Raw genomic sequence first — 11,973 nt, 5'->3', positions numbered from 1 at the left:
CGCGTAAACTCGGCATCCGTTTCGCGCAAGGGGGTGTCTGATGTTTGGAGTCGCTGACTATGGCGCGTTCGTTGCCGCCATCGTGCTGTTTCTGGCCATCCCCGGCCCGGGCAATCTGGCGCTCATCACCTCCACCGGCAAAGGCGGCATGCATGGCGGTGTGGCTGCTACCCTGGGCGTGATCGCCGGTGACCAGGTGTTGATGTGGCTGGCAGTGGCGGGGGTCGCCGCGCTGCTGTCCACTTACCCAACAGCCTTCCATGCCGTGCAGTGGCTGGGCGCCGCGTATCTCGCCTGGCTGGGCTGGAAGCTGCTGACCGCCAAGCCGGGCGACGCGCCTGCCATCACCATTCACCCGCGCCAATACTTTCGTCAGGCGGCGGTCATCACGTTGCTGAACCCCAAGGCCATCGTCTTCTACATGGCGTTCTTTCCGCTGTTCGTCGACCCGGTGCGCCACCAAGGCCTTCTGACCTTCGGCGTGATGGCGGCCACCATCGCGGCGCTGACGTTGGCCTACGGCTTGATCGTCGTGCTGCTCACGCACCACCTGGCCGCGCGTATGCGGGCCAACCCCAAGGTGGCGCGCATGTTGGAAAAGACAGCCGGCGTGTTCCTCATCGGGTTCGGCCTCAAGCTGGCGCTGTCCAAATAATTCTCTTCGCGTTCCCCGTTCAAAAAAGAAGCACCCGCAGCCATGGCCCAGATTTTTTGCATTGCCAACCAGAAGGGCGGCGTCGGCAAGACGACCACCTCCGTCAACCTGGCCGCCGGCCTGGCCAAGGTGGGCCAGCGCGTGTTGCTGGTCGACCTGGACCCGCAGGGCAACGCCACCATGGGCTCGGGTGTGGACAAGCGCGCGCTGGAACTCACGGTGTACGACGTGCTGCTGGAATCGGCCTCCATCAAGGAGGCCGCCGTGGCCGCCGAGCAATGCGGCTATGACGTGCTGGGCGCCAACCGCGAACTGGCCGGCGCCGAGGTGGAACTGGTCGCACTGGACAACCGCGAGCGCCGCCTGAAGACCGCCCTGGCAGAAGTCGCCGGCGACTACGACTTCATCCTGATCGACTGCCCGCCCAGCCTGTCGATGCTGACGCTCAACGGCCTGTGCAGCGCCCACGGCGTGATCGTGCCCATGCAGTGCGAATACTTCGCGCTCGAAGGCCTGACCGACCTGGTCAACACCATCAAGCAGGTGCACGCCAACCTCAACCGCGACCTGCAGATCATCGGCCTTCTGCGCGTGATGTTCGACCCGCGCATCACGCTGCAGGCCCAGGTCAGCGCGCAGCTCAAGGACCACTTCGGCGACAAGGTGTTCAACACCGTCATTCCGCGCAACGTGCGCCTGGCCGAAGCGCCCAGCTACGGCCTGCCCGGCGTGGTGTTCGACCCGAACGCGCGCGGCAGCCAGGCCTTTCTGGAATTCGCGCGCGAGATGGTGCAGCGCGTTCAGCAAGGTTTAAGTGCCAAATCGGCCTCTAGCGCTTGATGCATAAGCGCGAGCAGCTATTAATAAGTGAGCATCAACCATCCATGGAACCGACGCGTGTCCTGATCCTGCCCGGCTGGCAGAACTCTGGCGAAGGCCACTGGCAGTCGCGCTGGGAGGCGCTGCACGGCTACCAGCGCGTAGAGCAGCACGACTGGATGCGCCCGCTCCGCGGCGACTGGTCGGCGCGACTGGAAGAGGTCGTGGTCGACGCTGGCGGCCCGGTGGTGCTGGTGGCGCACAGCCTGGGCTGCATCCTGACGGCCTGGTGGGCCGCGCATTCGCGCAACACCCATCGGGTGCAAGGCGCGCTGCTGGTGGCGCCCGGCGATGTGGAACACCCCGACATCGCCCCGCTGCTGCCCAGCTGGAGCCCCATTGCGCGACAGCTGCTGCCGTTCCCGGCCGTGCTCGTCGGCAGCCACGACGATCCGTATTGCGCATTCGACCGCGCCCAGGCGCTGGCCGCTGACTGGGGCGCACGCCTGCACGACGCCGGCGCGCGCGGCCACCTGAACGCCGAATCCGGCCTGGGCGACTGGCCCGAGGGCCGGGCGCTGCTGGCCTCCCTGACGAACCCCACTCCGAACTGAGACGAAGACATGGTCACCAAGAAACCCAAGGGCCTCGGCCGCGGACTCGAAGCCCTGCTCGGCCCCAAGGTCGCCGACGCGCCGCCCGCCGGCTCCACGCCCGACACTCCGGCCGCCAACACCGGCACGCCCAGCGTCCTGCCTTTGAGCGCCCTGGTGCCCGGCATGTACCAGCCGCGCACGCGCATGGACGAAGGCGCGCTCTACGAGCTGGCCGAGTCCATCAAGGCCCAGGGCATCATGCAGCCCATTCTGGTCCGGCGGCTGACCACGGGCGACAACGCCGGCCAGTACGAAATCATTGCGGGCGAGCGGCGTTTCCGTGCCTCGCGGCTGGCGGGCCTGGCCGAGGTGCCGGTGCTGGTGCGCGACGTGCCCGACGAGGCCGCCGCCGCCATGGCACTGATCGAGAACATCCAGCGCGAAGACCTGAACCCGCTGGAAGAAGCGCAGGGCCTGGCGCGGCTGGTCAAGGAATTTGGCCTGACGCACGAACAGGCCGCGCAGGCCGTCGGCCGCTCGCGCAGCGCCGCCAGCAACCTGCTGCGCCTGCTCAACCTGGCAGAGCCCGTGCAGACCATGCTGATGGCCGGCGACATCGACATGGGCCACGCCCGCGCGCTGCTGGCGCTGGACCGCGCCACGCAGATCACGGCAGGCAACCAGATCGCGGCCAAGAAGCTGTCGGTGCGCGAGTCAGAAGCGCTGGTGAAAAAGCTCAGCGCCGAATTCAGCCTGACGCCGCAGAAGAACAAGAAAGACGCCAAGTCGCGCGACCTGAAGCGCGTGGAAGAAGAACTCTCCGACCTGCTGATGGCCGAGGTCGAAGTGCGCATCAAGAAGCGCGTCAAGCGCAACGGCCAGACCGAGGAAACTGGCGAGCTGGCGATCCAGTTCGGCTCGCTGGATGCGCTCAACGGGTTGATCGAGAAGCTGCGCGGCTAGCAGCCTGAGCGGGGTGGGCGGCGTGGGCGCACGCGCGATGCGGCCCGACTCAGCGGCACAGCGGCCAGCCGCCGACTTCCAGGTGGAAATGATCGCGGTGCGCACGGTTGTAGCCCGGGCCCAGCGTGCCATCAAAGCGGCGGCAGGCGCCCTTGTGCGCAGCGTGGAGAAAGCGCGCGACCGGGTCGGCATGCAGGGCTGGCACGTCGTTCCAGGGCTGCGGTGCGTCGCGCAGCAGCTGGATGCGGCGGCCATCGGCCAGCGTGAAACCGCTCACGTCCAGCGCGTCGGCCGTGGCGTGGCGGCTGCGCCGGCCGGTGTCGCGGCCGTCGCCGGTGTTGACGTCACGACAGGCATAGCTGCCCAGGTGTTCGACGCGGCTGACGCCCTGGCCCAGCTCGGCATGGGCGGCAGCCTGCAGGTCGTGCCGCTCCCACAGCGCGAAGGACAGTGCCGCGCGGCAGCTGAGCACCGTGGCCCGGTTCAATTGCACGCGGTGCCCGGACTCCAGTCGCACCGCGTTCGTGAAGCCGCAACCCTGCACGGGCGGGCGGTCCGCCACCGGGGCGAAGCGCAGTCCTGCGCCGCGCAGGGCCGCGAGGCATTGGTCGGGATCGGCGCGCGCCCGGCGCATCTTGAAAGGCGTGAGCCAGTTCGGCGTTTCGGTCACGTCCAGCGCGGCCATGGGGTCCCAGCGTGACGGGACGTTGACCCAGCCGCCCAGGTAGCCGATGACCAGGCCCGACACGAGGCTGACCAGCGCCGCACCCAGCAGGCGCCACAGGCCGCGTGCCGGCGCGGCCGAGTCAGCCATGTGTCGACGGCGTCAGGCCGCCACCGGAGCCCGCACGCTGATCGCGAGGCAGACAACGGCTTCGGTGCCGATGCCCAGGTGCGGTTGCGGTAACCACGCGCAGGCGGTTCAGGCGTGGCAGGCGGTCAATCGGCATGAAGCGGGCAGAGGGCGTGGGGTGAAGTGGCACAAGCTTTGCCGCCATTGTGGGCAGCGCAGCACCCGCTCCAGGGCCAGACGGTCGCCTCTGGGCTTGTCAGCGATCTGCTGGCATCACACGCCATTCACGCACGTCCTGCTTGGCCCTAGTCGCTGTCCGCAGCCGCCGCGGATGGGCAAGCGCTTGCCGCCCCGGCGTTATCGCCCCCAGCGCAGCACCAGCGGGTCGAGCCTGCGTGCGATGTCGATCAGCTGGCGGCGCACCTCCGGGTGCATCGGCGGCCAGGGCGCGCGCGGGGCCTCGCAGGCGATCACGCCGCCTTCCTTCATCAGCGCCTTGGCGGCCAGAAAGCCGGCCTGGCGGTTCTCGTGGTTGATGAGCGGCAGCCAGCGCTGGTACTGGGCAAACGCTGCGTCGGCATCGCCGCGCCGGTGCGCTTCGATGATGGGGCGAATGCCGTCGGCAAAGCCTGCGCCGGTCATCGCGCCGGTGGCGCCGGCCTCCAGGTCGGCCAGCAGGGTGATGGCTTCCTCGCCGTCCCACGGGCCTTCGATGGCCTCGCCGCCCAGGGCGATCAGCTCGCGGAGTTTGTTCGCGGCGCCGGCCGTTTCCATCTTGAAGTAGCTCAGCTGTTCGATGGTCTTCGCCATGTCCGCCAGAAAGGCGGGCGAGAGCGACGTGCCGGCCGCCGGCGCGTCCTGCACCATGATGGGAATGTCGATGGCGTCCGAGATACCCTGATAGAAAGCGCGCACCTGCGCCTCGCCGAACCGGAAGGTCGCGCCGTGATACGGCGGCATGACCATCACCATCGCCGCGCCCATGTCCTGCGCGCGGCGGCTGCGTTCAGCGCAGATGCGGGTGGAGGTGTGCGTGGTGGTGACGATCACCGGCACGCGGCCGGCCACGTGTTCCAGCGCGGTGCGCGTCAGCACCTCGCGTTCTTCGTCCGACAGCAGGAACTGCTCGGAGAAGTTGGCCAGGATGCACAGGCCATCCACGCCCGAGTCGATCATGAAGTCGAGGCAGCGCTTCTGGCTGGCCAGATCCAGCGTGCCGTCTTCGTGGAAGGTGGTCGGCGCGACGGGGAAGATGCCGCGGTAGCGGGGGTTGGAGAGTCCGGGCATGGCGCTGCTCACTCCAGGATGTCGAACTGGTCGAGGTACTCGGTCTTGAGCGACAGGCCCAGGCCCGGCACGTCGTCCTTGAGCTGCAAGAAGCCGTTCTCGGCGATGGGCTCGCCGTCGAAGATGTACCAAAACAGCTCGTTGCCCACTTCCACGTCATAGATCGGAAAGTACTCGGCCATGGGCGATGCCAGCGTGCTCATGGTCAGGTGGTAGTTGTGCATCTGGCCGGCATGCGGAATGACGGGTACGGAATACGCCTCGCACAGCGCGTTGATCTTGTGCGCGGCGGTGATGCCGCCGACGCGGTTGGTGTCGTACTGCACCACGCTCACGGCCTTCTTGTCCAGCAGCTGCTTGAAGCCGTACAGGCTGAACTCGTGCTCGCCGCCCGAGATCGGGATGATGTTCATCGCATTCAATTCGGCATAGCCGTCGATGTCATCGGCGATCACCGGCTCTTCCAGCCAGCGCGGCTCGAACTTGGCCAGCTTGGGGCAAATGCGCTTGGCGTATTCGAGGTTCCAGCCCATGTAGCACTCGAGCATCAGGTCGGTGTCGTAGCCGATGACCTCACGGATGGCCTCGACGGATTTCAGGTTCTCCTGCACGCCGTGCTGCAGGTGCGCCGGGCCGTAGCCGAAGCGCATCTTGAACGCCTTGAAGCCCTGGTCGAGAAACTTCTGCGCCTCGTCCTGCATCTCGTTGAGGTCGGTGCGGTAGAGCTTCGAGTAGTAGCAAGGGATCTTTTCCTTGGTGCGCCCGCCCAGCAGCTTGAAGACGGGCTTGTTCACGCTCTTGCCCAAGATGTCCCAGATGGCCAGGTCGACCGCCGAGATCGCCGCCATGGTCACGCCCTTGCGGCCCCAGGCGTGCGTGCTGCGGTACATGCGCTGCCACAGGTATTCGTAGTCCCACGGGTCTTGCCCGATGACCAGGGGCGCGAGGTACTCGTCGATGATGGCCTTGGCGATCTTCGGCGCCAGCGCCACGTTGCCCAGGCCGACGATGCCGTCGTCGGTTTCGATCTCCACCACCGTCCACGAATGGAAGCGGAAGGTGCTCATGCTCTCGGATGGCGAATACAGCAGGTCCATGGCGTTGGAGCAGAAGTTGCCCTGCGGCGGCACGGTCTTGCCTTTCCACTGGAACACACGGGCGCGGACGGATTTGATTTTCATGATGGTGTCGCTGAAAAATGATTTGCTATCAAATACATAGCTGTTAACGCTTGCTGGATAAGCGCCAGAGGGCTGTAGAGGCTAAAAATTGGCTGCGCTGCGCCGCCCCCATGCGGCAAGCGATCTGAAAGGCCTGCCAGGTCGCTTCCACGCTTGCCTTGCCCTGGCCGGCGATGTCGTAGGCCGTGCCGTGCGCCGGTGTGGTGATCGGGATCGGCAGGCCGCCCTGCACCGTCACGCCGCGCGAGAAGCCCAGCAGCTTGATCGCGATCTGGCCCTGGTCGTGGTACATGGTCACGATGGCCTGGTATTCGCCCGCCTGCGCCTTCAAAAAGATGGTGTCGGCCGGGAAGGGGCCGTGAAACGGGCTGTCGGTGGGCCAGTCGCGCGCCTGCAGCGCGGCCACGGCGGGCGCGATGATGTCGATCTCTTCGCGCCCGCACACGCCGCCATCGCCGCCGTGCGGGTTGAAGGCGGCAATCGCCACCTTCGGCTGCGCCACGCCGCTGGCCAGCAGCGAGTGGTAGATCAGCTCGGCCGCCTGCTGGATGCGCTCCACGCTCAGGTAGCTCGCCACGTCCTTGAGCGGCACGTGCGACGAGATGCGCGAGGTCCACAGGTCGCCCAGCGTGTTGAACTCGCAGAAGTAGCCCGTCACGCCCAGGTGCTGCGCAAAGTGGTGCAGCTCGTCCTCGTGCTGCATGCCGCCGATCTTCATGGCCTGCTTGTTCAGCGGCGCAAAGCAGATGGCGTCGATCTCGCCCGCCTGGGCGGCGTCCATGCAGCGGTCCAGCACCTGCAGCACCGAGCGGCCACCGGCCGCCTCGGCGCGGCTGCGGTGCACGTCGGCAGCGGCCACCGTGTTCACCGCCAGGAAGGCGGGGCGGGAGGTGTCTGCGCGGCCGCGCACATCGGCCAGTGCGCCAATGGCATCGGTCGCCACCTGCACGCCGGCAATGCGCTGGCCGTCTTCCCACAGCCAAGGGTCGCCCACCAGCACGATGTTGGCGCGCTGCGCGGCGTCAGGCTTGGCCAGCAGGCGGGCGATGAGTTCGGGGCCGATGCCGGCGGGGTCGCCGAGCGTCAGGGCCACCACGGGCCGGTCTTGCGTGTTCATGGGCAGCTTCTTTGGCTTGCAATCGAGTCGCGGTCGATGTCAGTCGATGCGGATGTTGTTCTTGCGGATCAGGTCGCCGTAGCGCTTGAATTCGGCGTTCTGGAAGGCGATGAAGTCGGCCTGCGACATGGGCTTGAGTTCGGCCCCGACGGCGCCCAGGCGGGTCTGCGTCTCGGGCATGGCCAGCACTTCGTTCACCGCGTCATGCACCTTCTGCTGCACCGCCTTGGGCGTGGCGGCGGGCATGTAGATGCCGTACCAGGCGCTCACCTCCACCTGCGGCAGGGCGGATTCGGCCATGGTCGGCACGTTGGGCAGCTGCGGATTGCGCAGGGCGGTGGTCACGGCCAGCGCGCGCATCTTGCCGCTCTTGATCTGCCCCAGCACCGAGGGCATGGTGTCAAAACTCATCTGCACCTGCCCGCTCACCAGGTCCACCAGCGCTGCGCTGCTGCCCTTGTACGGCACGTGGGTCAGGTCAACGCCCGCCGCGTCCTTGAACATCTCGGCCGCGATGTGCTGCGTGCTGCCCGCGCCGCTGCTGGCAAAGTTGATCTTGCCGGGCTCCTTCTTGGCCAGCGCCACCAACTCGGCCACCGACTGCGCGGGCAGGGCGGTGGTGACCACCAGCACGTTGGGCACGGCGCCTACAAAAGCGACCGGCACCAGGTCGCGGTTGTTGTCGTAGCCCAGCTTGAGCAGGTGCGGCGCAATGGCATGCGCCGTAACCACGCCCATCAGCAGCGTGTGCCCGTCGGTGGCCTTGGCCGTGGCATCGGCGGCCAGCGTGTTCGACACGCCCGGGCGGTTCTCCACCACCACCGGCTGCTTGAGCAGCGGCCCCAGCCGGTCGGCCACCGCACGGGCCATGGCGTCGGTGCCGCCGCCGGGGGCGGAACCCACCAGAATGCGCATCGAGCGGGTGGGCCATTCCTGGGCGCCAGCGCCCAGCGGAACGAGGGCGGCAGCCAATAAAAAGGCGAGCAGCGGGGTGCGGCGTTGCAACATGTCTTTGTCTCCTGGATGTGTTTCGTATACATGCCGATTTCCATGGCATTGGGGGCATCCTAGGCCGCGCTTTGCTTTCCGTAAAATGAAATGAAATGATGGATTGATCGCCTGGAGTTATCAGTGACGGCCTCCCGTGAAGACGACCCTTTCCCCTTGCTGAACCGCCTGCGCATGCGCCAGGTGGCTTTGCTGCTGGCCATCGAATCGCGCGGCACGCTGCGCGCGGCGGCGGCCGAACTGGGCATGACGCAGCCCGCCGCCACCAAAATGCTGCACGAGCTGGAAAGCGCGCTCGGCCATCCGCTCTTCGGGAGGGTAGGGCGCGGCCTGAAGGTGAATGCGGCTGGCGCCTGCGTGACGCAGTACTTTCGCGGCATGCGCGGCGGCCTGGAGGCCATGCGCCGCGAGCTGGACGCCCTGCATCTGGGCAGCGCCGGCAAGCTCTTCATCGGCTGCATCATGGCCGCCGCGCCCGAGGTGCTCAGCGACGCGCTGGTGCGCCTGAAGGCCGCCTACCCGCTGCTGACGGTGGAGATCACGGTGGACACCAGCAACCGCCTGATGGAGCGGCTGCGCGAGGGCCGCCTGGACGTGGTGATCGGCCGCATGCCGGGCAGCAGCGGCGGCGACTGCCACTTTCGGCCGCTGGACGAAGAGGCGCTGTCGGTCGTGGTGGCCACCGGCCATCCGCTGGCCAAGCGCAAGTCCCTGCGCTTTGCCGATCTGCAGGCCTGCACCTGGATCCTGCAACCCGCCGGCAGCCCCATGCGCGACGTGCTGGAGCAGGAATTCGCGCTGCACCACCAGCCGCTGCCCGGCGGGCTGATCGAGACCGCCTCCATCCTCACCACCACCCACCTCATCGCGCGCAGCGAGATGGTGGCCGTCATCCCCGCCTCCATCGCGCTGCGCTACGAGCGCCACGACCTGCTGCGCGTGCTGCCCTATACGGTGCGCAACCGCCTGCCCGCCTACGGCAGCGTGGTGCGCAGCGACCGGCCGGCCTCTGCGGCACTGGAACATTTCCTCGAGTTGCTGCACGACCCGGCCGCAAACCTGGGAGCGGAGGGCGCACCACCATGACCCGCACGCTCGCCTGGCTGCCCTGGCCGTTACCCGCCCTGCTGGCTTGGGGCGCTGCCTGGCTGGCATTCGTGGGACTGCAGCGCTGGCTGCCCGCCGCCGCGGCGCTGGCGCTGGGCTGCGCCGTGGGCACGGCCGCCAGCCTGCTGGGGCGCAGTTGGTGGCGGCGCGGGCTGATCGCGGCGGGCTTTCCGCTGTCGCTGGCGCTCACGGGCACGGCCACCGGTGTGCCGGCCTGGGCCTGGTTGGTGCCGCTGGCGCTGCTGCTGCTGGTCTACCCGCTCAATGCGTGGCGCGACGCACCGCTCTTTCCTACACCGCGCGGCGCGCTGCAGGGCCTGGCCGGGCTGGCGCCGCTGCCGGCCGGCGCGCGGGTGCTGGACGCTGGCTGCGGCCTGGGCGACGGGCTCATCGCGCTACGCCAGGCTTACCCTGACGCACAGCTGCACGGGCTGGAATGGAGCTGGCCGCTGCGGGCACTGTGCGCGCTGCGCTGCCCCTGGGCGCGCGTGCGGCGGGGCGACATCTGGGCCGCAGACTGGGGCGCCTACCCGCTCGTCTACCTGTTCCAGCGGCCCGAGAGCATGGCACGCGCCGCCGCCAAGGCCGATGCCGAGATGGCGCCCGGCGCCTGGCTGGCCAGCCTGGAATTCGCCGTGCCAGGCCGCGTGGCCGATGCCTGTCTGCACGCAGAGGGCGCCAAGCCCGTGTGGCTCTACCGCGTCTCCATGCCCACCGGGGAACTGCCAGGCGCAGCGCTATGATGCCCCGCCGTCAGCCCGCGTGGCGGGCTCTGCTGACTGCTTGTTGTCCTTCCAACGCACCGTTATTCCACCAAGAGAGAGGCGCCGACCAATCATGACCCAGAAGACCAAGACCTTCACCCTGCTGGCCACGGCCTGCGCCGCAGTGGCCCTGCTGGCCGGCTGCGAGACCACCAACATGCGCATGGGCAGCCCCGAGGCCAAGACCGTCGCCACCGGCGCCGCTGGCGGCGCCTCCGCAGCCGGCGAGAGCGCCCAGCTGCAAAAGTGCTCCAGCCCCCTGGGCACCGTCTCCCTGGTCGAGAACCAGGACGCCGGCTGGTACACCATCCTGCGCAACGAATACAAGCTGCCTCCCACCTCCAACCTGCTGCGTTTGCTGATCCAGCAATCGAACTGCTTCATCGTGGTCGAGCGCAGCGCATCCGGCATGAACGCCATGAACCGCGAGCGTGCACTCATGGGCTCGGGCGAGATGCGCGGGGGCAGCAACTTCGGCCAAGGCCAGATGGTTGCCTCCGACTACGGCATGTCGCCCGAAATCATCTTCTCCAACAGTGATGCCGGCGGCATCGGCGGTGCCCTGGGCGGCCTGCTGGGTGGCGGGCGCGGTGCGGCCATCGCAGCCATCGGCGGCAGTTTGAAGACCCGCGAGGCCAGCGCCATGCTGACCCTGGTGGACAACCGCTCGGGCGTGCAGGTCTCGGCATCGGAGGGCAGTGCGTCCAAAAGCGACTTCGCCGGCTTTGGCGGGCTCTTCGGCGGCTCGGCCGGGGGTGCGGTGGGCGGCTACCAGAACACGGCGCAAGGCAAGGTGCTGACCGCCGCCTTCATGGACGCGTACAACCAGATGGTCGTGGCGCTGCGCAACTACAAGGCGCAAAGCGTGCAGGGCCAGGGCTTGGGCGGTGGCGGGCGGCTGGGCGTGGACGGTGCGGCGGCGCCCTCGCAGACCAAGGCGGGTGCCTCGATCTCGATGCGCGAAGCCCAGGAACGCCTGGGCGGGCTGGGCTACAACGTGGGCACGCCGGACGGCGCGGCCGGCCCGCGCACGACCAAGGCGCTGCGCGACTTCCAGAAGGACAAGGGCATTCCGGTCACCGGGCGCCTGGACACGGCCACGCAGGACGCGCTCTCGCGTTGAGCGGCCGACGGGGCCGCCGCGCTGCAGCGGCTCCTTGCAGACGACAGACCCGGCTTCGGCCGGGTTTTTCGTTGGCGGCCAAGCATAAACGCTACTCTTTTTATAGCTGCAAGCGCTTATCCATCAAGCGCTAGAGGCCAAAAACACTTGTAACCTCCGGACACAAGCCGGCACCGCCCTATACTCACGCCCGTTGGTGCTCGCAAGGCCATTGCGGCCGAGCAGTTAAACGGGAACCAGGGAGGGAGCGTCCACCAAGGATGGCTCCCCAACCTGGGCTGCCCCCGCAACGGTAAGCGACGAAGACGGCACACCGCCGGCTTCATCAACTGCGTGGAAGACACGCCCACTGAAAGGCTCAACGCCTTTTGGGAAGGGCCCACTGCAGCGTCGCCAGCCCGGATACCGGCCGACAGGGGGCGGCGTCGCCGAAGGCTTCAGGGCCTGAGGCGGCGCCGCTCATTTCACGGAACCTGCGGGGAGGCAGGGGTCCGGGCATTTGCATTCCTGTCGTCTCTTCCCATGCCAGTTATTTTCGTGCGGGCCGTTGCGCCCCCACC

General features: G+C 67.9%; 12 protein-coding genes and 1 riboswitch. Of the genes, 7 read left to right on the top strand and 5 right to left on the bottom strand.

What is annotated here, in order from left to right:
- Positions 1 to 40 precede the first annotated feature (40 nt).
- The 4 genes from RQI28_RS10790 to RQI28_RS10775 are packed head-to-tail and all read left to right on the top strand — an operon-like array spanning position 41 to position 3,033.
- Complete coding sequence (locus RQI28_RS10790) at positions 41 to 655, top strand: LysE family transporter (protein WP_311222138.1); 615 nt, start codon at positions 41 to 43, stop codon at positions 653 to 655.
- A 42-nt stretch (positions 656 to 697) separates the two neighbouring features.
- A complete protein-coding gene (locus RQI28_RS10785) occupies positions 698 to 1,495 on the top strand; it encodes an AAA family ATPase (RefSeq protein ID WP_311222137.1) in 798 nt (265 codons plus the stop codon).
- A gap of 44 nt (positions 1,496 to 1,539) precedes the next feature.
- The gene (locus tag RQI28_RS10780) at positions 1,540 to 2,088 is read left to right on the top strand and encodes an alpha/beta fold hydrolase (protein ID WP_311222136.1); all 549 of its coding nucleotides are present in this window, start codon (positions 1,540 to 1,542) and stop codon (positions 2,086 to 2,088) included.
- A gap of 9 nt (positions 2,089 to 2,097) precedes the next feature.
- Positions 2,098 to 3,033 (top strand): ParB/RepB/Spo0J family partition protein, encoded by a 936-nt coding sequence (locus RQI28_RS10775; protein WP_311222135.1) that lies wholly within the window; start codon positions 2,098 to 2,100, stop codon positions 3,031 to 3,033.
- A gap of 49 nt (positions 3,034 to 3,082) precedes the next feature.
- Here the strand turns inward: RQI28_RS10775 and RQI28_RS10770 are convergent, their stop codons facing one another.
- From RQI28_RS10770 to RQI28_RS10750, 5 genes are all read right to left on the bottom strand, one after another.
- Positions 3,083 to 3,847, bottom strand: a complete 765-nt coding sequence (locus RQI28_RS10770; protein ID WP_311222134.1) for an extensin family protein — start codon at positions 3,845 to 3,847, stop codon at positions 3,083 to 3,085.
- 336 nt (positions 3,848 to 4,183) lie between these two features.
- A complete protein-coding gene (locus tag RQI28_RS10765) occupies positions 4,184 to 5,113 on the bottom strand; it encodes a dihydrodipicolinate synthase family protein (protein WP_311222133.1) in 930 nt (309 codons plus the stop codon).
- An 8-nt stretch (positions 5,114 to 5,121) separates the two neighbouring features.
- Positions 5,122 to 6,294, bottom strand: a complete 1,173-nt coding sequence (locus RQI28_RS10760) for an L-rhamnonate dehydratase (RefSeq protein WP_311222132.1) — start codon at positions 6,292 to 6,294, stop codon at positions 5,122 to 5,124.
- 43 nt (positions 6,295 to 6,337) lie between these two features.
- On the bottom strand, positions 6,338 to 7,411 hold the full coding sequence (locus tag RQI28_RS10755; RefSeq protein WP_311222131.1) for a 4-hydroxythreonine-4-phosphate dehydrogenase PdxA: 1,074 nt from the start codon (positions 7,409 to 7,411) through the stop codon (positions 6,338 to 6,340).
- A gap of 39 nt (positions 7,412 to 7,450) precedes the next feature.
- Positions 7,451 to 8,416: a tripartite tricarboxylate transporter substrate binding protein gene (locus tag RQI28_RS10750; RefSeq protein ID WP_311222377.1), complete on the bottom strand. Its 966-nt coding sequence runs from the start codon at positions 8,414 to 8,416 to the stop codon at positions 7,451 to 7,453.
- 177 nt (positions 8,417 to 8,593) lie between these two features.
- Here RQI28_RS10750 and RQI28_RS10745 point away from each other — a divergent pair, with 177 nt between their 5' ends.
- The 3 genes from RQI28_RS10745 (at position 8,594) to RQI28_RS10735 (ending at position 11,413) form a co-directional block, all read left to right on the top strand.
- Positions 8,594 to 9,505: a LysR family transcriptional regulator gene (locus RQI28_RS10745; protein ID WP_311222376.1), complete on the top strand. Its 912-nt coding sequence runs from the start codon at positions 8,594 to 8,596 to the stop codon at positions 9,503 to 9,505.
- A complete protein-coding gene (locus tag RQI28_RS10740) occupies positions 9,502 to 10,269 on the top strand; it encodes a class I SAM-dependent methyltransferase (RefSeq protein WP_311222130.1) in 768 nt (255 codons plus the stop codon). Before RQI28_RS10745 ends, RQI28_RS10740 begins: the two co-directional genes overlap by 4 nt.
- A 94-nt stretch (positions 10,270 to 10,363) precedes the next feature.
- A complete protein-coding gene (locus RQI28_RS10735) occupies positions 10,364 to 11,413 on the top strand; it encodes a peptidoglycan-binding domain-containing protein (RefSeq protein ID WP_311222129.1) in 1,050 nt (349 codons plus the stop codon).
- A gap of 177 nt (positions 11,414 to 11,590) precedes the next feature.
- Positions 11,591 to 11,842: riboswitch (cobalamin riboswitch) on the top strand.
- Positions 11,843 to 11,973: the final 131 nt, after the last annotated feature.

The organism is Acidovorax sp. WCS2018Noco2-16 (assembly GCF_031843945.1).
Lineage (GTDB): Bacteria > Pseudomonadota > Gammaproteobacteria > Burkholderiales > Burkholderiaceae_C > Paracidovorax.
The sequence above is the reverse complement of the archived record's forward strand: the minus strand, read 5'-3'. Positions and strand labels throughout refer to the sequence as shown.

Excerpts from the sequence above, each read along its gene's own strand:
- RQI28_RS10790 (WP_311222138.1), top strand. The coding sequence starts at position 41 with ATGTTTGGAGTCGCTGACTATGGCGCGTTCGTTGCCGCCATCGTGCTG.
- RQI28_RS10785 (WP_311222137.1), top strand. The coding sequence starts at position 698 with ATGGCCCAGATTTTTTGCATTGCCAACCAGAAGGGCGGCGTCGGCAAG.
- RQI28_RS10780 (WP_311222136.1), top strand. The coding sequence starts at position 1,540 with ATGGAACCGACGCGTGTCCTGATCCTGCCCGGCTGGCAGAACTCTGGC.
- RQI28_RS10775 (WP_311222135.1), top strand. The coding sequence starts at position 2,098 with ATGGTCACCAAGAAACCCAAGGGCCTCGGCCGCGGACTCGAAGCCCTG.
- RQI28_RS10770 (WP_311222134.1), bottom strand. The coding sequence starts at position 3,847 with ATGGCTGACTCGGCCGCGCCGGCACGCGGCCTGTGGCGCCTGCTGGGT.
- RQI28_RS10765 (WP_311222133.1), bottom strand. The coding sequence starts at position 5,113 with ATGCCCGGACTCTCCAACCCCCGCTACCGCGGCATCTTCCCCGTCGCG.
- RQI28_RS10760 (WP_311222132.1), bottom strand. The coding sequence starts at position 6,294 with ATGAAAATCAAATCCGTCCGCGCCCGTGTGTTCCAGTGGAAAGGCAAG.
- RQI28_RS10755 (WP_311222131.1), bottom strand. The coding sequence starts at position 7,411 with ATGAACACGCAAGACCGGCCCGTGGTGGCCCTGACGCTCGGCGACCCC.
- RQI28_RS10745 (WP_311222376.1), top strand. The coding sequence starts at position 8,594 with ATGCGCCAGGTGGCTTTGCTGCTGGCCATCGAATCGCGCGGCACGCTG.
- RQI28_RS10740 (WP_311222130.1), top strand. The coding sequence starts at position 9,502 with ATGACCCGCACGCTCGCCTGGCTGCCCTGGCCGTTACCCGCCCTGCTG.
- RQI28_RS10735 (WP_311222129.1), top strand. The coding sequence starts at position 10,364 with ATGACCCAGAAGACCAAGACCTTCACCCTGCTGGCCACGGCCTGCGCC.